Below are 22,173 nucleotides of genomic sequence, written 5' to 3' on the forward strand. Positions count from 1 at the left end.
CATACCTCCAGGGCGACCGGGCCGGACGCTGCCGGAGCAGCCGTCCCGGTGAGAGCGTGCTTGAGTTCGTCGACCAGCGCACCGAGTCCGCCTGCTCCGGTACTGGCTCTTAGTACTGCAACGGTGCTTGCCGTGACTGCTCACATCCTTGACCCGCACCTGGGCGGCGGAGTTCGCCGAGTCGAACGTGCGGGTCAACGCCGTGGCCCCCGGGCCGATGCGCACGTCCAAAGTGGTCGCGGCAATGGGGCCGGACATGGGCGGCATAGGGCTGACCACCGCGCTCAAACGCACGTCGGACCCGGCCGAAGTGGCCGAGGTAGTCGCCTTCCTGGCCAGTGACCGAGCCAGCTACGTGACCGGAGCCGTCGTGGCCGCCGACGGCGGCCGGACCGTGATCTGAGGAGCTCAGAACAGTGAAGCGTCTCGCAGGCAAGCACGCACTGATCACCGGAGGAACGAGCGGCATCGGCTTGGAAACAGCCCGCCAGTTCCTCGCCGAAGGCGCGGCCGTCGCCATCACCGGCCGCTCCCAAGACAGACTGGACGAGGCAGCCCGGCTGCTGGAAGGCCCGCTGCTGACCATCGCCAGCGACGCCGGCGACATATCCGCTCAGACGGCACTTGCAGCACGCCTGCGGGCGGAGTGGCCGAAGCTCGACATCCTGATGAGTAACGCCGCCGACACCACCCACCTACCGCTCGACGCATGGACCGAGGAGGCGTTCGACAGACTCGTCTCGACCAACCTCAAGTCGCCGTTCTTCCTGATCAGAGATCTGCTGCCGCTCTTCTCACAGCAGTCCTCGGTCATCCTCGTCGGCTCGGTTTCCGCCTACATAGGCCACGAGAACGCGACCGTCTACGGCGCGGCCAAGGCAGGTCTGCTCTCCTACGCGCGCGGCCTGACTTACGAGCTGAGGGACCGGGGCATCCGCGTCAACGGGTTGAGTCCGGGCCCGACCGTCACCAACGCATTTGCCTCTCTCGGCCCCGAACGCCAGGCCGCCCTCTATGAGGAACTCCGCCGGACGGTCCCCCTGCACCGCCTGGGCACCACCACGGAGCTGGCGAAGGCGGCCGTGTACCTCGCCTCGGACGAGTCCGCCTACACCGCAGGCACGGTGCTGCGCGTGGACGGGGGGATCGGGGAGCTGGCGTATTGAACAGTCCGTAGTTGGAAGGGAAGCCCGTCGAACGATCCGAACAGCTCAAGCCGTCGCCGCCCGCCTGTTGCAACGCACGTGTACCAACCGGATATGAAGAGGTTGGCGCCCTCCCTCGCCCGCCTCGGCCCTGATCCACTGCCATCGAGTCGTCCTCCGTCACTCGTGAAGCGCAGGCGCGTCGCACCCCCGCTGGCCGCTGCTCGCAGTGCAACGGATTCCCGGAGCCGGCGGGGTGGCGGTGTCCGCCTCGGCCGTCATCCGCCGATTTGACGGCCGCCTGGGCTGGAGTAACGGATCAGTCGTCGGGTGTGATGACCGGATGGCCGGTGACGGTGGTGAGCTGAGGTTCGGTCTCGTCCTCGATACCGGATACTGCGGTCATGTCAGCGGTTGGGTGCGTTAGCGCGCACCGCGTCTCGGATCGGGGTGCCGCCGCTGGTCAGTTCGAGGATCTGTTGGGTGATGCGGGGCTCGTGCAGCAGTTCGGCGAGGGTCAGGGCGACATCCGCCCGGGGGATCTCCTCGTGACGCTCGGCGGGGCCGAGCGCCACGGTCCCCCGCCCGGGGGTGTCCAGGAGGGCAGCCGGGCGCAGGATGACCCAGTCGAGTCCGCTTCTGGTGAGGGCGATGTCGGCCGACTTCTTTACGGCGATGTAGTGGTCGAAGCCTTCGCCCAGGTTGCGTTCGCGCCAGGCCTCGGGAAACACCGACACCAAGGCGAAGCGGGTGACACCGGCCAGGCGGGCGGCCTCGATCGCCTTCACGACTCCGTCGCCATCGATAGCGGTGGTGGCTTCAGTGCCTGCGCCGCCGGCTCCTGCGGTGAACACGAGGGCCCCTGCGGGGCCGATCAGTTCGGCGAGTTCGCGTGCGGACACTTTCGTGAGGTCTCCGCGCTGGCCACTGACCCCGATCTCGGCAAGCGCCTCCTGCTGCTGTGTGGTGCGCACGAGTCCGCTGACGTGGTCGCCTCGAGCGATCAGCTCACGTGCCAGCAGTGAGCCGACCTTGCCGGCGATCCCAATGACGAAGATGTTCATGTCCTGCCCTCCTGGGCGGTGGAGTGTGGGGCTGACCTGACGTGGATGGCGGCGGTGCGTGGCCACCGCGCGACGTCAGACGGCCATGCGATCCGGCGCGGGAACCACACGGTGCCGGGGAAAGGGCACACACGTCGTGTGCCCATGGCGTGCAGCGCCGGGCCAGGTGCGGGGGCGTTGCGCGAGGCAGTGAAAGCGGGGCTGTGGGGGACGCGGCGGTCGACGCGTCCCCCACAGCGTGCGTACGGCGTGTTTCAGCCGTCAGATGGTGGGGTGCAGGTCACGAACCGGGCTGAGCGATTCCAGCAGCGACGCGAGGTGCAGGATCGTCGATTCGGCGTGCCAGCTGGCGGCCAGTTGCACACCGATCGGCAGGCCGTCGCTGCTCGTGCCGAACCGCATGGACAGGGCGGGGAGTCCGGTCAGATTGAACGGGATGGTCGCGGTCTGGATGTGGGCGGCGTCCACCGTCTGGCCGTTGATGGTGAACTGGGCGAGTCCGTGCTCGTGGGCGGGGATGGGCAGGACCGGGAGCAGGAGGGCATCGTACTGCTGGAAGTACTCGGTGAAGGCGTCGCGGAGGCGTTCGATGCCCTGTTCGGCCAGGACGTAGTCGCGCAGCGAGGTGTCGGGGCCGGCGAGCATGGACTTCGACACCTTGCCCATCTGGTTCTCGTGGCCGACGGTGGCCTCCCGGAAGGCCGGCTTCACCTCCATGACGTGCTGGCGGTAGAAGAGCTCAAGGGGGTTATCCCGCTCGAGCGCCGGGATGTCCACGGCCTCGACCTTCACCCCCGCGCCCTGCAGCGCTTCGGCGGCGTTCTGCACGGTGGCGGCGACCTGCGAGTCGATCGGGCCGAGCCCGGAGTCGACCAGCCAGCCGACACGGACAGGCCGCTGCGGCGACGCGCCCAGGCCGGTGTCGAACTCGCGCGGAGTGGTGGCGAAGCCGTCGGCGCCGTCCGGGCCGGAGAGCACCGAGTACGCCAGCGCGAGGTCGCGGACGGTTCGGGCCATCGGACCGACGTGCCAGTCACGGCGCGGCGCCCGGGGCCACACTCCCGTCATCGGGATGCGCCCGTGCGTCGCCTTGAGAGCGGCGATGCCGGTGTGGGCGGCCGGCCCTCGCACCGAGATGGCCAAGTCGCTCCCGAGCCCGAGCGGCGACATACCGGCCGCGATCGCCGCCGATTCCCCGCCACTGGAACCGCCGGGCGTGCGCTCCAGGTTCCAGGGGTTGTTCGTCCTGCCCGAAAGGAGGTTGTCGGACTCGGTCGAGTAGGAGAATTCCGGCAGGTTGGTCTTCGCGAGCAGGATGCCGCCGGCCTGCTTCATACGAGCCACGCTGGTGGCGTCCGTGTCCGGGACACGGCCCTTGAAGATCGGGGAACCGCGCTGGGTGAGCACCCCGGCGGTGTCGAAGGAGTCCTTGACGGTGAAGGGCACCCCGTGCAACGGCCCCACCTCCCCGCCCGCCGCGAGTTCCTCGTCCGCGGCCTTCGCGGCTTCCAGGGCACCGTCGGCGAGCGTGACGATGGCGTTGACCTGCGGATCGACTGACTTGATGCGCTCCAGGTGCGCCTGTACCACCTCGGCGGAGGAGACCTTCCGGTCGCGGATCAGTTCGGCCAGCTCGCTCGCGTCGGAGTAGATGAGGTCGGTAGTCATGGCGCAATCTCCTTAGATTAGACTGGTCTACTAGTGAGTTTCAGAGTCCTGCTGTGATGCTCCCGGCCCTACGCCGCGAGCGACGGGCTCATGCCCCGCGTGTCACATACGCGTATGAACTGTGCGTGTCAGACGTGCAGGACCTGACGCGTGGTGATCATGGCTCGGTCGAGGGGGTCCCGACTGCGGTGGATCTTTGCCATCATGCTGGCGCCGAGCCACAGATCGTAGAGAGCCTCGGCCGTCTGGCGCGGGTCGTCGTCGACGGACACAGACCCGTCTGCAAGGCCGTTGGTGATCATCTGCTCCAGGCGGTCGACGATCGCTGTGGTACCAGCCTTTGTCGCGGTCCGCATCGCATCGGAGAGGTCGGCGATCTCCGCTCCGATCTTGACGACTAGGCAGCCACCTTGGCAGTCGTCCGCGGCCTGTGTGTCATAGAAGTTCTGCCAGTAGGCCATCAACTGCTCCGCCGGCCTCTTGCCCTTGTCGGCAGCGATGCCGTCGAGGGTTGCGAGGTAGTCGTCGAAGTAGCTCTGCATCATCGCCTCGCCGAAGGCGTCTTTGGAGCTGAAGTGGTGGTAGAACGACCCCTTCGGAACTCCTGCCGCGGCAAGGATCTCGTTGATCCCGACCGCGGAGTAGCCCTTAGTGGCCACGATCCGCCGTGCCGTATCCAGAATTACCTGGCGTGTTTCCGCCTTGGTGACTGACATGGCTCAACCGTACCGCACGAATAGACCGGTCGTCTATAGCGGAGGGAGTGCCCTCGCAATCTCGATCAGGGTCTCCTGCCCCGAGGCCTCTGGCGGGCCATGAGCGTGCTGGCCCGAGCTCGTCGCCGAGTGGGCGAGGCGTTGGCACGGTCAGGACGCGACCGTCGGCACCCGCATGGTCGCGGGCACCTATGGAACACGCCTGCTGGGCCAGGGCGGCGGCAGGGGCGCCCCCGGCCGGGTTCCGGGGTGGCCGCACAGCTCCACTGCTGCCGGCCGAGGGCCGCCGTCATTTCGGTGGGAGGAGGACTTCGCCTTCACGACCGCGTACGGCGTGCCGTTATGCATGGCGAACAGGTCAGATTGCCAGGACGCCAGTCACTGCAGGGTCTTGCCGTTACGGGCGGTTCCGACGCCAGGGCGCTCTGAACGCCGTTGGTGAGGACCTCCTCGAGCGCGGCGGGCGGCAACCAGGCGATGTGGGCGCGGACGCGGTGAGCTGGGCCGTGGCTGAAATGGTTCTTCGACGCGACACGGGTGCGGAGACGTACCGGCCGTCATGCACGACGGCACGTTGCCCCGGCAGGCAGCCACTGGGGCTGGCCCGAACGAGACATGGGCCGCCCCCGCAACACTGGGGTACGGTTCGCCGAGGGCGTTATGCGCAAAGCCGTGGAGCCCGGCCCGCAGCCGGGGCTCCCCGCCTGACAGGGGTGCACAAGTAAGGACGGCGAAACGATGAGCGGACGGTCCCTCGGGCGGGGAGTCCTCGACGGGGCCTTCGCGGTCCTCGGCGTCCTGGAAGCCTCAGACGCCCCGCTGCGCTCGGCCGAGATCACACGCGCGACGGGGATACCCAAGCAGACCGTGTCCCGGTTGCTGACGCAGCTGGAAGTACACGGCGCCGTGGCCCGGGTCGACGAGGGTTTCACCGTCGGCTCCGTCCTGTTCCGGTTCGGATCCAGCTGGCCGGGGGCGCAGCTGGCCGCTGTGGGGCAACCCGTCCTGGCCGAGTTGCAGCGACGGACGGGAGCGACCGTTCACCTCGCGGTCCTCGTGAACGACGCCGTCTGTTACATAGCCAAACTCGTGGGACGTGACGGGGACGTCGCGCCGTCACAAGTCGGACGCCTTCAGCCGCCGGCCGGCAGCGCCGTCGGCAGGGTCCTCCTCGCCGGACTCCCTTGGGAACAGCGCAGGCGCGTACTGGGATCCGTGACCGACCGGGAGATAGCCAAGAGCGCCCGTGCGGCCCTGGACGAGGTCACCCGCTCTGGCATCGCCTTCGACCACGAAGAGGTGAGTGCCGGTCTGTGCTGTGCTGCAGCGCCCGTCATCACCCGCCCCGGGTCCATCACCGGGGCACTGTCGGTCTCCGTCCCGGCATCCCGGCCGCTGTCTCCCCTGGCGAACCAGGTCCGTGCGGCCGCCCGGGCGCTCTCGCGGCTCCCCGGCATAGTCTCACCGTGAACCGTCGTACAGCGGTCGTGAACATGTCCTGCCCCCCGCGTGTCCCGCTGAATGGGACCGCTGTTCCCTACCAGCATCGTCATCGGCATCCTCACAGGCATGACCAGTGGCGACAGCGCGTACAACGGCCCGCACACACGTCCCGGCCAGGCGAGAGTAGTTCGGGCAGCAGTGGTCCAGGCCACCCCGGTTCCGTTCGATCCGGTGGCCACGCTGCTTGTGGTAGAACGGTGGCTGTCCGAGGCGGCCGAGCGGAACCTGGATCTCGTGGTATTCCCTGAGGCATTCGTCGGCGGGTACCCCAAGGGCTCGACGTTCGGGGGCGTGGTGGGTGACCGAACCACTGCTGGGCGAGACGAGTTCGCCCGGTACTGGAGCGGTGCCGTGGAGGTGCCCGGCCCTGTCACGGACCGTCTGGGCGAACTGGCTGCCGATGCCCGCACTCACCTGGTCATCGGCGTCGTCGAGCGGGAATACGGCACGCTCTACTGCACGGTCCTGTTCTTCTCCGACACAGGAGCCCTCCTCGGGAAGCGGCGCAAACTCATGCCCACCGGCGCCGAGCGGATGATCTGGGGGTTCGGCGACGGCTCGACTCTTGACGTGCACCGAACGAAGCTCGGCCGCATGGGAGCGGTGATCTGCTGGGAGAACCTCATGCCCGCGACGCGGCTTGCCATGTACGCGCAAGGCATCGAGCTGTACTGCGCGCCGACAGCGGACAGCAGAGAAAGCCACCACGCGACCATGCGTCATATCGCCATGGAAGGCAGATGCTTCGTGCTGGCGGCGAACCAGTACCTGCGCACGGGCGACTTCCCCCTGGACCACCCCACGCCCTACGGCGACGACCCCGCGCAACCCGTCTCACGAGGTGGCAGCAGCATCATCGGCCCGCTGGGCGAAGTGCTGGCCGGCCCCATCCTGGATCAGGAAGCTCTGTTGACGGCGGACCTCGACATGGCACTGATCCCACGCGCTCGCTACGACTTCGACCCAGTCGGCCACTACGCCCGGCCGGACATCTTCCGTCTCCAGGTGGACACCACGGTCCGCCGCGCCGTACAGATGAACACCAGTCTCAGCGCATCCCACTCGGCCGACCTGTCTGCCAGGTTCTCCTCGCCGTCTGCCACGCCCGACGACACGACCGACATGTGAATCCTCGCCCTGAGGTATTCCGGCCCTTTGGACACCGCCCATGAACGCACAGCCCGTCACGATGCCCTCCGCGGATGACATCAGGGCCGCAGCCGAACGGATCCGCACCGCAGTGCGCCGCACACCCGTGATGCGGCTGGCAGCCGGAGAATTGGACGCGCCTATCCCTATCACCCTCAAGCTGGAATTCCTCCAGCACACCGGCTCCTTCAAAGTCCGCGGCGCATCCAACGCGCTCGCTCTCCTGCGCGCCGCGGACGGCGTCGCACCCTCCGGTGTCTGCTGCGCGTCGGGCGGCAACCACGGGGCCGCCGTGGCCTGGGCGGCACGCGAAGCGGGTTTGCCCGCCACCGTGTTCGTACCCGATTTTTCCCCCCGGTCCAAAACCGACATCATCGAGTCCCTCGGTGCACGCCTGCGGCGCGTCGAAGGCTTCTACGCCGACGCACTGGCAGCCAGCCAGGACCATGCCCGGCACGCGGGCGCCTTCCATATCGACGCTTACGACGACCCCCGGACGGTGGCCGGACAGGGCACGCTTGGCTTGGAACTGGCCGAACAAGTACCGGAGGGGCAGCCCGTGGTGGTTGGGTGCGGTGGAGGAGGCCTGTACGCGGGGGTTGCCTTGGCCTTGGCCGGACGCAATCGCGTGATCGCAGTCGAACCGTCCTCGGCGCCCTCGCTCACAGCGGCGCTGGAGGCAGGGGAACCAGTGGACGTCGAAGTTGGCGGCATCGCCGTGGACAGCTTGGGAGCCCGGCAGGCGGGCCGCATAGCCACCGCTGTCGGCCTCTCCCTCGGCGTAAAGACGCTCACCGTCGCAGACGAGGACATCGCCGCCGCCCGGGCACTCCTCTGGCAGCGGCTGCGCATCGCGGCCGAACCTGGTGGAACCACCGCTCTCGCCTCACTGCTCACCCACTCCGAACGCTTCCCGGACGGGGCCACCGTCGTTATCTCGGGAGCCAACGCATCACCCTCACAGCAGGTGGGCTGAGGGACCTTGCGTCATCCGTACTGAATGCCGGACGCCCACGCTGGCCGCGCATGGGGCAGCTCGTCCTTCAGCGCCGCCCACGAGCCAGCAGGAGCCGGCAGACCTCACCGTGGCCGCGACCAGGGGCCTTCCTGCTGCTCTCGGCCCGGCGGGGCGTGTCGGTGCGTCCACGCTTCGTTGCACAGGCCGGTCGATGACCACAGTGCCCAGCACGGAGAGCTGATCAAGGGGCGCATGAGGCACCTGATCACCGACACCCCGGCTCTGGGCCCGACTGTCCTCGTTACCGCTGCGAACGTGCACGACACCACCGGCGGCGCTGGCACCATCGGCGTCCGCAGCACGCCGGGAGGAGGTATCTGCTTCCACTGCAGCGGGACCGGGCGCGCCCGACCCTTGTGGGAGCTGGCTGCCGGGCACGTGTGAGCGACTCGCAAGAAGAACGCCCGCGCCCCGGGCTTCCCTTCTGGGCGGCGGTGGGACGCGGGCGGGCGGAAGGAAGTCGGAGGCTTACGCCGGTACGGACGCCGGCGCCGAATCCGGGCGCAGCGACGCGAACGGAGAGCGCCGGCCCTTCTCCATGGTGCGCAGCTGCTCCCAGTCGACTTCGGGGTGGGCGGGGACGACCGCGTCGACGGAGGCCGTGGTGTAGAGCGCGACGTCGACGGCCCCGGCCCGGCTGTTGCCGAAGCGGACCTCGATCGACTGCGGGGAGCGGACCCATCCGAGCCGGACCAATGGCCGCGACGAGCATGGCCACCTCGTAACGGGCCGTGAGTTTGTCGTACCAGGATCGAATTTCGGCGGCCGCCCGTCGCGCGAGCCGCATTTCTTGCGGCTGCGCCCCTGATCGGCCTTGTCCGGGATGGTGCAGCGGATACCGCGCCGCCGCAAGCAGGCGCGGTTGGTGCGGGAGGGCGTACGCCTTGTCGGCGCGCACCCGCCGCGGCGGGGTGCGCGACCGGCCCGGCCCCGGCCGGGGCACTCGGACCCGGCCCAGGACGGCCTCGAACTGCGGGGAGTCCTCGCGCTGCCCGGCGGTCAGCACGATGGACATGGGCTTCTGTCCCTGCTCGAGCGCCAGATGCAGCTTGGCGGGAACGGGATGCGCACGACGCCCTCCGACACCTCGGGGGTCAGTCCCAGGCCGGCGGCAGGAATGGCCTTGGCGACCGCCTCGACGTTGGACTTGTCCCACGGGTCGGCCACGACCAGGCCGGGCTCGGGGACGGAGATCGTCGCCAGCCCGCTCAGGGGCACCGACGTACCGTAGTAGTCCACCCTGACGTCGTCCAGAACGCGCTCGCTCGCCTGGCCCGTGCGGATCTTCGCCAGGCTGCGGCTGAGGGTGTCGGCGGTCGCCTCCAGGGTCTTGGTGAGGTCGTTCCTGGTTTCTTCGACGGTGGACATCGAGGCATCTCCTTCTGCTCGGCTGCTTTTGCTCTCGCTGCCCTGCCCCGGGTGTAGATCGAGGAACCTGCGATGATCACCATTCCGTCGATCGGGGGAGCCTAGGCTGCCGCGACTGGACGATCTGCCTCAAGCACATCCCGGACCTCCGGGAACTACATGCCGGCGCCGCACCTCGGCAGCTCCAAGCACCAGCGAAGGAGCCGAACCCAACAACATCAGTACCGAGGGCACTTTCTGCACTGCGACCACTCACGCCCGGATGAGGGCAGGCGGACGGAACCGGGCCCCACTTCGAAATTAGAAAGTTGCCTCTTTCGTTCTGCACCGCCCCACGGCCTTGATGGCACTGTGCTCAGGTGCTCTTCCAGCGGCTTAACGATCAAGGAGTGTCATAGTCACACCCCATCCTTCACGGTAATCGCGGTGTGGGAACTCAAGTCTTCGGCCGCGTCCTCGTATGGGATCTTGTCGTGCGGGTAGCGGGCGAGGACCGAAGCGACGTCGTCAAGGATCTGCAGACGCCGCCCGAAGTCGAGCAGCTGGCAGAAGTGCGCAAGGAGCTCGGCGTGGGGACGCGTAGCCGAGGGTGGCCGTGCCGTCCTGACGCTTTCGGTCGCGGATCGCGGCGCCGACAGCGTCCATGTCAGTGACCTTCAGCGCGCCCAGGTCTGACCGCCGTCGGGCCGCGCGGCCAGCGCGCGCGAGGCCGACAGGCAGTCCTCGAAGGTGCGCCGGAAGGCGTTGTTCTTGGGAGCGGTCGCCTTGACCAGTCGGCCAGCAGCGGGCCAGCCACTCCTGCCGGATCTGTGAGACATCCAGCCTGCGCGAGGCCACGCGGAATCCGGATTGCGCGCGGGAGCGCAGGCCGAGGTCGCCGAGCTCCCAGGCCGGTCTCTCCAGCGGATCCACACCGCGGAACCAGTCGAATGCGCAGCGGACAAGGCGCACGACGTCGTTCCAGTGGGCCTCGCAGTTGCGGTCGAGGTAGCCGAGGTCGCCGAGCTTCTTGTCCGTGAGCTCAGCGACGGAGGAGACCCCCGCGAGCCCCGGACCATCAGCCGCATCGCGACCGGGCTCGGACCGTAGCCATCAGTCGTGAGCCCGTCGCCCTGGTAGCGTCGTAAGTAGAGCGGCAACACGCGAGAACTGTCCGCAGAAGCGGTGGGCTCCGCGGTGTCTCAACAGGCGTGTTGGGACGGCCTCCAGGGCTTCCTGCAGCCAGACGGCCGGGTCGCTTCCGGCCCGGGGGACGGGAGCGCCCGCAGAGATCAGCTTTTCCTCAACATACCGATGGCCCACTTCCTGCCGGCGGACCTTCTGGGCAGCCCTGTCGGAAGCGCGCGGGTTCGCAGAATCCTGCGTCACGCGGCGCGGGAACCCGGACGCGAATCCCCGGATGGGTGGGGCTTCGCGTACGAGTTGCTGCTGCTCTCAACCGCCCCGCCGCACTCCGTAACTCGCATCACGTGCGAGTTTCGCAGTGCATTGCGGCGAATTCCGGTGAGTGGCTGGGGAGTCGGGTGCGGCGCGCTCGGTCCTGACGCCGAGTCCGGTTGCCGGATGTCGCCGATCGGCCCCGCGGTGGGCGGGGCCGATCGGCGACATCTTTGGCTCAGGCGGAGATGCTGGATTCCGTTGGCTGGGTTGTGCTGGTGGCGGCGGGGGCCGGCGCGGTGCGGGCGGGGCGGCGCAGGGTGAGGGCGATTGCGACGCCGAGGAGGGTGAGGGCGGCGGCGGTGAATCCTGCGGTGCGCAGGCCGGGGACGAGGTCCGGGCCCGTGATGGTGTGGACACCCGCGTTGGCGATGGCGACCAGGATCGCCAGGCCGACGGCGGAGCCGATCTGCTGGGTGGTGGAGGCCATGGCTGAGGCGATGCCCTGGTGGTGGCCGTCGACTCCATTGGTGGCCGCGACGAACATCGCGGTCCAGGCGATGCCCTGGCCCAGGCTGAGCAGGATCACTCCGGGCAGCAGGATCGGGTAGCCGCCGGTGGGGGACATGGCGGCGGCGAGGACGGCCATGCCGGCGCCGCCGACGAGCAGTCCGGTGATGATCGTGGTGCGGGGGCCGACCTTGCCGAGCAGCTTCTCGCTCAGCTTGGTGCCGGCCATGCCGACCAGCGCGGCGGGGATGAAGGCCAGACCGGTGGCCAGGGCGCCGTAGCCGCGGACGTTCTGCATCGGGACGGTCCTCGACCTGCGGGCCGGCACTCGTGCAGCGGCGGACCCTGCCGTCTCAGATATGGGCACTGGCTCCCGACAGGGTGCCTTCGACCACGTCGCGGAGCTGTGCGCGGGCGGTGATGCCCAGTTTGGGGAACACCCGGTAGAGGTGGGAGCCGACCGTGCGCGGCGAGAGGAACAGTTTCTCTCCGATCTCACGGTTCGTCAGGCCGCGGGCCGCGAGCTGGACGATCTGCTGCTGCTGCGGGCTGAGTTCGGTGAAGGCACTGGGCACTACGCTTTCGGCGGCCTCGATGCCGGCCGCGCGCAGCTCTGCCTTGGCCCGCTCGATCCACGGCCGCGCGCCCAGCCGCTGGAAGGTTTCCAGCGCGGTGCTCAGCAGCGGGCGGGCCTCGGCGATACGGCGCCGCCGCCGGAGCCACTCACCGTAGTCCAGCCGTGTCTGCGCCCGCTCGAACGGCCACTGCTCACCTGTATCGTCCGCCAGTGCCGCCTGGAAGTACGGTTCCGCGTGCTCGGGATCCGCCAGCAGGGCGCGGCCTCGGTCGAACAGTGCGGTGAGCCGTGCCGACATGCCGGTACCGAGACGCCGCGCCGATCGCTCCAGCAGTTCGGCGGCGTCCTCCTGTCGGCCTCGGCGGACGGCCGCCGCGGCGAGTTCGGCCAGGACGGTGTAGGAGACGTGGTAGTGAACCGGATCGCCGTCGTCGGTGAACGCGGAGCGGAACTGCGCGTACGCGGTGTCGTAGTCGCCCTCGGCCACCGCCGCCAGGCCCAGGGCCCGACGCGCGAAGACCGCGACGGAGCGGCTTTCCAGCGGGTCGACAAGGGTCAGCGCCTGCTCGGCTCGCCGTCGCGCGTCGGCCGGCTCGCCGAGCAGCGCGAGCACCGTGGCGTCGAGTGCCTGGGCACACGCCTCGGCGTGGTCGAGTCCGGCCGACGACGCCACCGCCGAAATCTCGGCGGCCACCGAGCGGGCCTCGGCCCATCGGCCCTGCTCCAGGCGGGTCCAGCCGGCCGCGCATCCCAGTCCGTCCGGGAGCTGTCCACGGGCCTGCCACTGGTCGAATGCCTCGTCGAAGGTCCTGGCGGCGAGGGTGGTCTGGTCGAGCAGCCAGGCGACGATGGCCAGCGCGGTCAGGCGACTGGCGTCGCCCTTGGCCTCGGCGATGAGCCCGGGCAGCACCGGTGCGAGGGAGGCTCCTGCGCTGCTGGGGTCGGAGACGGCCAGTACCCAGGCCCGCAGGGCCGCTCCGGCGGCATCGTCGGGCATGCGGGAGAGCAGGTTCTGGATCTCTCGCTGCTGGGACTCATCGCCCGAGTAGTAACGGACCACCGCCGCCGCGGCCAGCGCGTCGAGCAGGAGGGGCGACCGGGCGTCCGCCGCCTCGTCGGCGACACGCATGAGCAGGGCGAAGGATGCTGTGTGATGGGGGCCCAGGGACATGAGCTGACCGGTGGCCAGCGCGGCTTTGCCCAGCAGTGCCTGGTCGTCGGTGCACGAGCGGACTGCGGCGGCCAGGTGTTCCACCCAGCCGAGTTGACCGGTGAAGACGGCGGTGGCAGCGGCTTCGGTCAGAAGGCGCGCCCGGTCCTCGCGGCGCGGGCTGAGTTCCGCGGCGCGCTCCTGGGCCGCCGCAGCGGCCGCGAAGCCACCTCGGAGCCGGGCCCGGTCGGCCGTCTGCTGCAGGGCGGCCGACACGTCCTGGTCGGGGCGTACGGTCGCGGCGGCGAGGTGCCACGCGCGGCGGTCGGGCTCCTCGCGCAGCAACTCCGCGAGAGCGAGGTGGGCCCGGCGGCGTTCCTCGAACGACGCGGCATGGTAGACGGCGGAGCGGACGAGCGGGTGCCGGAAGGAGATCCCGGATCCGTCCTGACGTACGAGACCGGCCCGGTCCGCGGGCACCCATGCCTCGTCGTCCGCCTCGGGAAGTCCCACGGCCGCCGCTTGAGCGTCCGCCGCGTCGGCGGCCGCGAGCAGCAGCAGGATGCGGCGGGTCGGTTCCGGCAGGTCCGCCGCGTGCCCCGCGAAGATCCGCTCCAGTCGGTCGGTGACCGGCAGCGGGCCCTCCACGCCACTGCCCTCGGGTTGCCGGATCGCGGTGGCGTGGGCGAGTTCCACCAGGGCCAGCGGGTTGCCGGCCGCCTCCTCGAGGATCCGCACCCGGGTTCGGCCGGTCGGCGGCGTGGGCTGTCGGTCCAGCAGCCGGTTGGCCGCCTCGGCGTCCAGCGGGCCGAGTTCGAGGCGCTCGTATCCCTTGTCGAAGCCGGGCAGCGCGTCCGCGGTGCGCACTCCGATCAACAGCGTGACGGGCTCGCTGTCCATGCGTCGCGCCACGAAGGAGAGAACGTCCAGCGATCCGCGGTCGATCCACTGGGCGTCGTCGACCACCACCAGCAGCGGGGCGGTTTCCGCCAGGTCCGACAACAAGGTCAGAACCGCCAGACCGACGAGCATCGTGTCGGGAGTCTCCGCACACTCTTCGAGCCCCAGGACGGCACGGAGCGCGGAGCGCTGCCGCGACGGCAGGCCCTCCGCTTCACCGAGTTCCGGGCGCAGCATCTGATGAAGACCGGCGAACCCAAGGTGCGCCTCGGATTCGCTCCCCACCGCCCGCAGCACTCGGCCACCCGCACCCCGTGCGCGATCGGCCGCGAGGTCGAGCAGCGTGCTCTTTCCGGCACCGGGGTCACCCGCGACGATCAACACGTCGCTGTGGGACCGGTCAGCGCCCACGCGCCGGATGATTTCCGCGGTCTCGGTTTCTCGGCCCACCACCGCCAGACCGGAATTCCGCGTCGAGCGCCGGTCCCCACTCGCCCTTCCATCGTTTTCCACGGATGCTCCAAGGAATCGAGATACCCCCAGACACTAGCGCGGGGGAACCGCAGCGCCCGCAGGAGCAGTGTCGAACCCGCTCGGAGCACTCAGGCGCAGTCGTCGCCGATCCGGAGCAGGCCCACGAGGCAGCTCTTGAACGGGCGAACGACCTGAGCGAACGCGCGGGGCGCGGAAACCTGAGGCCCGACGACGGCACCGCGCGGTCGTCAACGCCGACAACGGACGTCTCGTCTCGTTTCACCATCCCGGCCACCGCGAGCTACCCCACGGTCCTCCACTGGCATGCTGCACAACCTCCGAGAGCAGTCACCTGACGCATACCGGACGGAGCCCCCCCCACCGAGACTGGCGACGCGGGCGGTGGCCGGCCAGAACCTCGAGGCACCCCTCACGGCCGTGCACCCGCGAAAGGACTCACGGAGATCACCATGGTGGCAAGGGCAACGGCAACGCTGTGGGACCGCTTCGCCGCCTTTGATCCCGGGCTCATACGTCTGACCTCCGCGATGCGCGCCGTGCTCGGCACAGCCGCGGCCCTTGCCGTGCTGACAGCGCTGCGAGCGCCCGAAACGGCGCTGGTGGTCGGCGGCTTCACCGCGATGACGACGTCACTGGCGATCAGCGACCTGCATCCGCGCAACCAGCTCATCACCCTCGGACTCGGCGCTCCGCTCTCTCTCGCCTCCCTGGCCGCCGGAGCCGTGCTGACGCCGTACCCGACGGCAGCCAAGCCGATCTTTCTGGTGGTGATCTACCTCGCGGTTCAGGCCCGCCGGTTCGGCCCACGAGGGATGGGCCTGGGGATCTTCGGTTTCATGGCCTTCCTGCTGTCTCAATTCACCCAGGCCCGAGCAGACCAGCTTCCACAACTCGGGGCATCGGTACTTGTGGCTTTCGGGGCCGTCACGACCGTGTGGTACTGCGCCGGCCCCGTCACGGCGGCCGGAGCTCTGAGGCGGCTGCGGCACGCATTCGACGTGCGTCTGCATGACGTCCTGCGGGACACGGCCTCGATGGTCGCCGCCGGGCAGGACGACGGCACCCGGAGCCGCTCGTTGCAGGACCGCCTCGACAGGCTGCACGCATCCGTGCTGCTCATTGAGGACTTCCTCGACGAGCGCCCCGTCGACGAGGGCACCGAGGCCCTGCTGCGGCACATCGGTCGTGTGGAGGTGGCCACGCAGCGCCTGGCCGTACTCACGGTTCGCGCGGTCCGCACACCGGCGGCCCGCAACGATCCGGCGGAACGGACGGCACGACAGCGGCTCGCGCAGCGGATCCGGGCTCTCCGGCACCAGCTCACCGGGGGAGCGGCCTGTGCATCCGAACAGTGCGAGGAGAGATACGAAGGCGGCCCGGCGAACCGGCCGACCGGCTCCGCACATGTGGAAGACCTGTTCCCCGCGGTCGACGAACTTGCCGCAGCTCTGCGGGTTCTCGGCCCACGCGGCCGCCCGGCAGGGTTCGGGACACCTCCTCACAAGCCCGCCCCACCAACCTTCCGGGCGGTGCCGCACAGGGACACAGACACCGAAAGCCTGAAGCGCCAAGCCACCCGTCAGGCCTTCCAGGTGACAACTGCCTCGGCCCTCGCCGTCGCGGGCGGTCATCTCCTGTCTCCGCACCTGTGGTACTGGGCCGTCGTGGCTGCCTGGGTCGTCTTCATCAGGACCGAGAGCACCGGCGAGGTGCTGCTGCAGAGTGTCCGGCGGCTGGCGGGCACTGTCCTCGGCGTGGTGTTCGGCTACGGCCTTGCCGCCCTGGTCGGCGGAGACGGCCCTGTCCTCCTGATCCTGCTCCTGCTGTGCATGTTCGGGATGTTCTACACCCCGGCACAGGTCTATTGGGCCGTGACGTTCTTCATCACCGGCACACTCAGCATGCTGCTCGCGCTGATGGACACCTTCTCGACGCACGTGCTGCTCCTGCGTGTCCAGGAGACCGCACTGGGAGTGTCCTGCGGGATCCTTGCCGCCGTCTTCGTACTTCCCACCACGGTCCGCCGAGCCAGTGACGAGGAGCTGGTCGGTTTCCTGCGCGTCCTCGACCGCCTCCTTCGGGCCATCGCGTCAGGAAGCACGTACGCGGGAAACCCGACGAGCTGGGGTCGCGCGGCACACGACCTCGACCAGGCACTGGAGTCCTTCCGCAAGGCCAGTCTGCCGCTCACCCATCCGCTCAATCCGCAGCGCGGCCGACGTCACCACGCCCGCCACCTGCTGGAACTTCTTGAGGCCAGCGCGTACCACGCACGGAGCCTGGCCGCCACGGCCGAGCGTCTCCCGGCGGGCCATGTCCCGGAATGCGCCCCCCGCCTCACTGCCGCGGCCGACCGTGTGCACGAGACCGTGACCCACCTGATCCGCCTCACCGGCCATCGACCGGGAAACTCCTCGCACACGGCACGCCCCAGAGTCGTCAGGGCACTGTCCCTGCTCTCGGAGGAGCGGCGTGTGAGCCGCAGCCGGCCGTCGCCGGAGTATCGCCTGCTGCTGCACATCAATCGCCTCGACGCGACCCTGACCGCGCTTGTGCCAGCCCTGGACCCGCTCATCTCGGACCCCGGCCACACCACCATGGTCCCGCCCGAGAGCGTTGACATCCCGTCGCCGCACGGGCCGGCCCCGGCTGCCGCAGTGCACTGCGCCGATCTCGCGGACCAGTGCGAAGGTGCCCAAGCCGTCTGACATTCCGGCAGAACGCATCACTGGGGTGACCGCACACCCTTGCATTTCGCTGATCGGCAGGCATCAAAGCCGCCGACGTGAAAGGCAGGGACGGCCACCACACACGACGCGGCCTGCAAGCGGGCATACGGATGCGGCTGCCGTCTCGTGAACGCGGCGAGGTAGCCACGCGCTCGTCTACGAGATATCTGGGAATGGAACTCGGAACGGGGATCCGCCTCGCCTCTCGCTGAGTCTAGGAGATGAAACTTCCCTGCTCAGAGCTGTAAGCATAGGTGCAGTCACGTGACGGATACCGCGCCCGCTGGAGCCGCTCGTACGGTTGGGTAAACCTTCCGAACTCCAAGGAAATCGCATGAAGCAAATCACTCTCGGCAATGTCTCCATCACTCGCGTATGGGAATACTATGGCTCCGTCGAAATGGAGCCCCACGCCTTCTTCCCGGAAAGCTCGCAGGAGGTCTGGAAGGACGGCGTCCACTGGCTGGCCCCGCATTTCCTGGACGCCGAGACAAACATCGTGAGTTCCGCGATCCAGACCTGGCTGCTGCGCAGCGGCGGCAAGACCATCCTCGTCGACACCGGCGTGGGTAACCACAAGGAGCGCCCGTACGCGCCGGTCTGGAGCCACCTGGAGACGGACTTCCTGGCCAACCTCGCCCGGGCAGGCGTCCAGCCCGAGGACGTGGACATCGTGATCAACACGCATCTTCACGTCGACCACGTCGGCTGGAACACGTACCTGGACGGGCGGCAGTGGGTTCCCACGTTCCCCAACGCCACGTATCTGATGCCGAAGGACGACTTCGACTTCTGGAACCCGGCGAACGGCCACCAGCCGCTGCTCGGCCGCGGCAACCAGAACGTCTTCGAGGACAGCGTGGCCCCCGTGCACGAGGCCGGCCAGACGCTGCTGTGGGAGAACAGCCACCGGATCGACGCCGACCTGCGCCTGGACGCGGCTCCCGGACACACCCCCGGCTCCTCCGTGCTGACCCTCAGCTCCGGGACGGACCGCGCGGTGTTCGTCGGCGACATGCTGCACAACCCGGTGCAGATCGTCGAGCCGGACGCCAACAGCTGCTTCTGCGAGGACCCCGCGGGCGCCCGCGCCACCCGCCGCAAGGTGCTGGGCTGGGCCGCCGACAACAACGCGCTCGTCATCCCCGCGCACCTGGGCGGCCACGGCGCCGCCGAAATCGCGCGTAACGGCAACACCTTCGACATCAAGGGCTGGGCGCCCTTCGCCCCGTACTCCGAGCAGGGCTGAAACCCGCGGAAAGGCATCGCTGTGAGCAACCCACCCGACCCCGTCGTCACCACCGCACAGGGAGCCGTCCGCGGCCTGCGCCAGGACGACGGCACCGCCACCTTCCTGAACATCCCCTACGCCGCTCCTCCGCTGGGCGCCGGCCGGTTCGCCCCGCCGCAGCCGCACGAGCCCTGGGATGGCATACGGGACGCCACCGCGCCCGGCCCCAACGCCCCGCAGTCCGAGCGCAAGCTCGGCAGCATCGACATGGCCCCCTACTTCGGCGCCGGCTGGAGCCGCGGCGAGGACTACCTCACCGTCAACGTCTTCCAGCCCGCGGCCGGTGACGGCGACCTGCCCGTGATGGTGTTCGTCCACGGCGGCGGGTTCGTCGCCGGGTCGACGCGGTCCGCGCTGTACGACGGTTCCGCCTTCGCCCGCGACGACGTCGTCCTGGTCACACTCAACTACCGGCTCGGTATCTCAGGGTTCCTCGACATCCCTGGGGCGCCCGCCAACCGCGGCCTGCTCGACGTCGTCGCGGCGCTGCGCTGGGTGCGGGAGAACATCGCCGCCTTCGGTGGTGACCCGGACAATGTCACCCTCTTCGGCCAGTCGGCCGGGGCGACCGTCGTCGGCGGCGTCCTCGCCACCCCCGACGCCGCGGGCCTGTTCCGCCGGGCGATCGTGCAGAGCGGCAGCGGTCTGGGTGCGTTCACCACGGAACAGGCCGCCCGTGTCACCAAGGCCGCGGCCGAGGAACTGGGCATCGAGCCGCACGTCGACGCCTTCGCGGACATCCCCGACAAGCGCCTGGTGGGGGCAGCCTCCAAGCTCGCGGGCATCGACCTGCAGACCGCCACCCACCACGACCCGCTGATCGGCCTCAGCCCCTTCAGCCTGGTGCTCGACACGCAGCCCGCCGTATCCGTCGCCGCCGGCCTGAGCGCCGACGTCGACCTGCTCGTCGGCACCAACACCGAGGAGGGAAACCTCTACCTGGTCCCCGTGTACAAGTACGCCACCTCGACCGCCGACGATGTCGACGACACCGCGGCGCGCTCGCACCCGAAGCCCGCGCAGCTCGTGGAGACGTACCGCAAAACCCGCCCCGAGGCGTCCTTCGGTGAGCTGCGGTCGGCCATCATGGGCGACGCGCTGTTCGGCGCGGGCAGCTGGGCCCTGGTCGGCGCACATGCCGCCCACCCCCAGTCCGCCACGTTCAGCTACGAGTTCGCCTGGCGCTCCCAGGCCCTGGGCGGAGACCTCGGCGCCACCCACGCGATGGAGCTCCCCTTCGTCTTCGACATCGCGGAGCTCCCGCAGCTGGCGGGTGAGGGCGCCCTGCTCGGCCCCGACAAGCCCCCCACGGACCTCGCCGCCCGCACGCACGAGGCCTGGATCCGCTTCGCCAGGACCGGTAATCCCGGCTGGGACCAGTACGACACCACACGCCGGGCCACCATGCACATCGACGCCGAGTGGACCCAGGTCGACGACCCCCGCAGCCAGGAACGACAGGCCTGGGCCTGACCCCTCGCACAGATCGCTCTGTGCGCCCTTCCGCAAAGGACACACCATGACCAGAACCGTCATCACCACCGAGAACGCACCCACCCTGCCGGCCCCGCTGTCCCAGGCCATCCGCAAGGGCCCGATCCTGCAGGTCTCCGGGCAGCTCCCGTTCGACCCGGCCACCGGCGCGGTCGTCGGCACCACGGTCGCCGAGCAGACCGCGCAGACCCTGCGCAACGTCACCGCCGTACTCAAGGCGGCCGGCGCCGGCCTGGAGGACGTCGTGATGCTCCGCGTCTACCTCACCGACCCCGCCCACCTGCCCGAGCTGAACGAGGCGTACGCGGCGGCCGTCGGCGAACCCTTCCCCGCCCGCACCACCGTCTACATGCAACTCCCGCCGGGACTGCTCGTCGAGATCGACGCCCTGGCAGTCCTGGACGACTGACTCGGTTACAGCGCAGGGCCGGTCTGGCACGGTACCCGGGACCGCGCCAGACCGGCCTCCATCCCTGAGAGCGGAAAGGGGGGGCACGATGGATGATTGCCTGTCGAGGGCGTGCGTCAACCTGCGGGTTGTACCGGTGGACCTGCTGGATGCCTTGTGCTCCCTGTCGGGGCACCCTTCACCGCCCTCCGGGTCTCATCCGGTACGGCGCGTCTACGAGCACGTACTCCACGCAGCGTCCTCACTGCCGCTGGGCGCCCTGCAACCGGGCGACGTGAGCGCGGCCACCGAGGTGCGCGCCGGCCTCCTGAACGCCGAGGTCCCGCCCCCCTCGGACGCGGCCGCCCGCTGCATCCAGCACACGGTCGACGACCTGGGGCCCGCCGACCTGTGGACGCTGGCCCGCGGCACCGCCATGACCCGCGACGACCTCGCGTGGGGCGCCACCGCTACTCTGGCGCGGGAACGCCTCGAACAGCCGGACTCTCTGGACGACATCGCCGCGCAGGCCATCGTGGACGAAATCGCCGAACGGACCCCATGCCGGTGGGGCCGCCACCACAGCGACGCGGTCCGTGCCGCGCTGTACCGGACGCTGGCCGACCTCGCCGACGCCCTCCTGGAGGTGTCGGAGTCAACCCCGACACCTCTGGACTGGACCACCGACGACGACGTAAGGCGCGCCTCAGCCGTGATCGGCGGCGTGCTCCACGGCGTACTGGTCCAGAGGGTGGAGAACGCGCCCCCCGCCGCACCATCCGTCTGGCACCACCCCGCGCCCCCTGCCACGCGCACCACCTGGCAGTGGCGGATCACCGGCGGACCGGCCAGCCGCGCCTCCCACAGCCATGGGCCCTTCCCCTCCGCGCTCGCGGCACGGCACGCGGCGGAGTGCGCGATCACGGCACTGGCCGCCGGGAGATGCAGCCTATGAGGGGTGCGGCACGTGGACCCGTGCCGCACCCATGCCGCGCTGTGTCGCTGACAGTTCCTTCCGGCTCCCCCGGCAGGTTCGCGAATGTGCCCTCCGTGAGTCACCGACACTGGTGAGATCGAACGAGTCCTGTGGGCAAACACCCATAACGCTGAGACACACGTCGCTGACCTACGACCAGACGATCGATCCGAAGGCGCCTCAAGGACCTGCGCAATCGAGCGGGACTGTCTCAGGCCCAACTTGCCGAGGCGGCCGGCATGAACCGTGTCTTCTACGTAGGTGTCGAAGGCGGTCGCCGCAACGTTTCGCTGGACAAGGTGTTCGCTCTCGCTGACGCACTGGGTGTCGACGTGGCAGAACTCTTCGCCGATCTGGACAGCTTGCTCAGTGATCCAGAGCCGCCCACCCGGTGACGCCTACCGAGGTAGCTTGGCTGTTCGCTCCGGGTGAGCGGCGCCGACGTAGCGCATGGCGGTCTGCTCGGTGATGCCGAACAGCCGCATGAGCTTGAGGGGGTCAGCGCTCTCGAATGCCTCGTTGAGGATCCGGTCCTGACGCAGTCCGTCCAGGGTCAGGCCCTTAGAACTCCTAACGAAATGATCTTCGAGGTGGTTGGATCACTCTGAGACTGGTGATCTGGGGGTGCGGGTGGCTCGGCCGAAGCCGTGGGAAG

The 22,173-nt window shown here is 69.3% G+C and carries 19 protein-coding genes; 11 read left to right on the forward strand and 8 right to left on the reverse strand.

Translation table 11 applies throughout. From position 1 onward, the window contains the following. The first annotated feature begins 148 nt into the window (after positions 1 to 148). Both ACIQR3_RS37815 and ACIQR3_RS37820 read left to right on the forward strand, forming a co-directional pair. Positions 149 to 403: an SDR family oxidoreductase gene (locus ACIQR3_RS37815; protein WP_403546068.1), complete on the forward strand. Its 255-nt coding sequence runs from the start codon at positions 149 to 151 to the stop codon at positions 401 to 403. Between the two features lie 13 nt (positions 404 to 416). Next, positions 417 to 1,166 (forward strand): SDR family oxidoreductase, encoded by a 750-nt coding sequence (locus tag ACIQR3_RS37820; protein WP_403546070.1) that lies wholly within the window; start codon positions 417 to 419, stop codon positions 1,164 to 1,166. 386 nt (positions 1,167 to 1,552) lie between these two features. Here the strand turns inward: ACIQR3_RS37820 and ACIQR3_RS37825 are convergent, their stop codons facing one another. The 3 genes from ACIQR3_RS37825 to ACIQR3_RS37835 all read right to left on the reverse strand — a co-directional run bounded on the left by ACIQR3_RS37825 (position 1,553) and on the right by ACIQR3_RS37835 (position 4,593). Further along, complete coding sequence (locus ACIQR3_RS37825) at positions 1,553 to 2,209, reverse strand: NAD(P)H-binding protein (RefSeq protein WP_403546071.1); 657 nt, start codon at positions 2,207 to 2,209, stop codon at positions 1,553 to 1,555. Between the two features lie 261 nt (positions 2,210 to 2,470). Continuing rightward, a complete protein-coding gene (locus ACIQR3_RS37830; RefSeq protein ID WP_403546072.1) occupies positions 2,471 to 3,877 on the reverse strand; it encodes an amidase in 1,407 nt (468 codons plus the stop codon). Between the two features lie 128 nt (positions 3,878 to 4,005). Then, positions 4,006 to 4,593, reverse strand: coding sequence for a TetR/AcrR family transcriptional regulator (locus ACIQR3_RS37835; RefSeq protein WP_403546074.1), 588 nt, complete (start codon positions 4,591 to 4,593; stop codon positions 4,006 to 4,008). 738 nt (positions 4,594 to 5,331) lie between these two features. Here ACIQR3_RS37835 and ACIQR3_RS37840 point away from each other — a divergent pair. From ACIQR3_RS37840 to ACIQR3_RS37850, 3 genes are all read left to right on the forward strand, one after another. Next, entirely contained in the window at positions 5,332 to 6,063 is a 732-nt protein-coding gene (locus ACIQR3_RS37840; protein WP_403546075.1) for an IclR family transcriptional regulator, read from the forward strand. Positions 6,064 to 6,162: 99 nt separating this feature from the next. Then, entirely contained in the window at positions 6,163 to 7,224 is a 1,062-nt protein-coding gene (locus ACIQR3_RS37845) for a carbon-nitrogen hydrolase family protein (RefSeq protein WP_403546077.1), read from the forward strand. Between the two features lie 40 nt (positions 7,225 to 7,264). Beyond that, positions 7,265 to 8,221 (forward strand): serine/threonine dehydratase, encoded by a 957-nt coding sequence (locus ACIQR3_RS37850; RefSeq protein ID WP_403546079.1) that lies wholly within the window; start codon positions 7,265 to 7,267, stop codon positions 8,219 to 8,221. A 510-nt stretch (positions 8,222 to 8,731) separates the two neighbouring features. Here the strand turns inward: ACIQR3_RS37850 and ACIQR3_RS37855 are convergent. From ACIQR3_RS37855 to ACIQR3_RS37875, 5 genes are all read right to left on the reverse strand, one after another. Then, positions 8,732 to 8,959, reverse strand: a complete 228-nt coding sequence (locus tag ACIQR3_RS37855) for a hypothetical protein (RefSeq protein WP_403546081.1) — start codon at positions 8,957 to 8,959, stop codon at positions 8,732 to 8,734. Positions 8,960 to 9,262: 303 nt separating this feature from the next. Next, complete coding sequence (locus ACIQR3_RS37860) at positions 9,263 to 9,631, reverse strand: ribosome-recycling factor (RefSeq protein WP_403546083.1); 369 nt, start codon at positions 9,629 to 9,631, stop codon at positions 9,263 to 9,265. A 656-nt stretch (positions 9,632 to 10,287) separates the two neighbouring features. Continuing rightward, the gene (locus tag ACIQR3_RS37865; protein WP_403546085.1) at positions 10,288 to 10,449 is read right to left on the reverse strand and encodes a hypothetical protein; all 162 of its coding nucleotides are present in this window, start codon (positions 10,447 to 10,449) and stop codon (positions 10,288 to 10,290) included. Between the two features lie 797 nt (positions 10,450 to 11,246). After that, positions 11,247 to 11,816: an MFS transporter gene (locus ACIQR3_RS37870; protein WP_403546087.1), complete on the reverse strand. Its 570-nt coding sequence runs from the start codon at positions 11,814 to 11,816 to the stop codon at positions 11,247 to 11,249. Between the two features lie 55 nt (positions 11,817 to 11,871). Continuing rightward, positions 11,872 to 14,658: an AAA family ATPase gene (locus ACIQR3_RS37875; protein ID WP_403546088.1), complete on the reverse strand. Its 2,787-nt coding sequence runs from the start codon at positions 14,656 to 14,658 to the stop codon at positions 11,872 to 11,874. Positions 14,659 to 15,089: 431 nt separating this feature from the next. On the opposite strand from ACIQR3_RS37875, the gene ACIQR3_RS37880 reads away from it, so the two are divergent. The 6 genes from ACIQR3_RS37880 to ACIQR3_RS37905 all read left to right on the forward strand — a co-directional run bounded on the left by ACIQR3_RS37880 (position 15,090) and on the right by ACIQR3_RS37905 (position 21,913). Beyond that, the gene (locus ACIQR3_RS37880; protein WP_403546090.1) at positions 15,090 to 17,348 is read left to right on the forward strand and encodes an FUSC family protein; all 2,259 of its coding nucleotides are present in this window, start codon (positions 15,090 to 15,092) and stop codon (positions 17,346 to 17,348) included. Positions 17,349 to 17,703: 355 nt separating this feature from the next. Then, complete coding sequence (locus ACIQR3_RS37885) at positions 17,704 to 18,618, forward strand: MBL fold metallo-hydrolase (RefSeq protein ID WP_403546092.1); 915 nt, start codon at positions 17,704 to 17,706, stop codon at positions 18,616 to 18,618. A gap of 21 nt (positions 18,619 to 18,639) precedes the next feature. Further along, positions 18,640 to 20,133: a carboxylesterase/lipase family protein gene (locus ACIQR3_RS37890; RefSeq protein WP_403546094.1), complete on the forward strand. Its 1,494-nt coding sequence runs from the start codon at positions 18,640 to 18,642 to the stop codon at positions 20,131 to 20,133. A 46-nt stretch (positions 20,134 to 20,179) separates the two neighbouring features. Beyond that, positions 20,180 to 20,563, forward strand: coding sequence for a RidA family protein (locus ACIQR3_RS37895; protein WP_403546096.1), 384 nt, complete (start codon positions 20,180 to 20,182; stop codon positions 20,561 to 20,563). A 274-nt stretch (positions 20,564 to 20,837) separates the two neighbouring features. Next, complete coding sequence (locus tag ACIQR3_RS37900) at positions 20,838 to 21,497, forward strand: hypothetical protein (protein ID WP_403546098.1); 660 nt, start codon at positions 20,838 to 20,840, stop codon at positions 21,495 to 21,497. Between the two features lie 188 nt (positions 21,498 to 21,685). Next, positions 21,686 to 21,913: a helix-turn-helix transcriptional regulator gene (locus tag ACIQR3_RS37905; protein WP_403546099.1), complete on the forward strand. Its 228-nt coding sequence runs from the start codon at positions 21,686 to 21,688 to the stop codon at positions 21,911 to 21,913. Positions 21,914 to 22,173 lie beyond the last annotated feature (260 nt).

It is taken from the genome of Streptomyces sp. NPDC090994 (assembly GCF_044768905.1).
Classification (GTDB): Bacteria; Actinomycetota; Actinomycetes; order Streptomycetales; family Streptomycetaceae; genus Streptomyces.

Excerpts from the sequence above, each read along its gene's own strand:
- ACIQR3_RS37865 (WP_403546085.1), bottom strand. The coding sequence starts at position 10,449 with ATGTCTCACAGATCCGGCAGGAGTGGCTGGCCCGCTGCTGGCCGACTG.
- ACIQR3_RS37880 (WP_403546090.1), top strand. The coding sequence starts at position 15,090 with ATGGTGGCAAGGGCAACGGCAACGCTGTGGGACCGCTTCGCCGCCTTT.
- ACIQR3_RS37860 (WP_403546083.1), bottom strand. The coding sequence starts at position 9,631 with ATGTCCACCGTCGAAGAAACCAGGAACGACCTCACCAAGACCCTGGAG.
- ACIQR3_RS37850 (WP_403546079.1), top strand. The coding sequence starts at position 7,265 with ATGAACGCACAGCCCGTCACGATGCCCTCCGCGGATGACATCAGGGCC.
- ACIQR3_RS37835 (WP_403546074.1), bottom strand. The coding sequence starts at position 4,593 with ATGTCAGTCACCAAGGCGGAAACACGCCAGGTAATTCTGGATACGGCA.
- ACIQR3_RS37845 (WP_403546077.1), top strand. The coding sequence starts at position 6,163 with ATGACCAGTGGCGACAGCGCGTACAACGGCCCGCACACACGTCCCGGC.
- ACIQR3_RS37825 (WP_403546071.1), bottom strand. The coding sequence starts at position 2,209 with ATGAACATCTTCGTCATTGGGATCGCCGGCAAGGTCGGCTCACTGCTG.
- ACIQR3_RS37885 (WP_403546092.1), top strand. The coding sequence starts at position 17,704 with ATGAAGCAAATCACTCTCGGCAATGTCTCCATCACTCGCGTATGGGAA.
- ACIQR3_RS37830 (WP_403546072.1), bottom strand. The coding sequence starts at position 3,877 with ATGACTACCGACCTCATCTACTCCGACGCGAGCGAGCTGGCCGAACTG.
- ACIQR3_RS37870 (WP_403546087.1), bottom strand. The coding sequence starts at position 11,816 with ATGCAGAACGTCCGCGGCTACGGCGCCCTGGCCACCGGTCTGGCCTTC.
- ACIQR3_RS37895 (WP_403546096.1), top strand. The coding sequence starts at position 20,180 with ATGACCAGAACCGTCATCACCACCGAGAACGCACCCACCCTGCCGGCC.
- ACIQR3_RS37840 (WP_403546075.1), top strand. The coding sequence starts at position 5,332 with ATGAGCGGACGGTCCCTCGGGCGGGGAGTCCTCGACGGGGCCTTCGCG.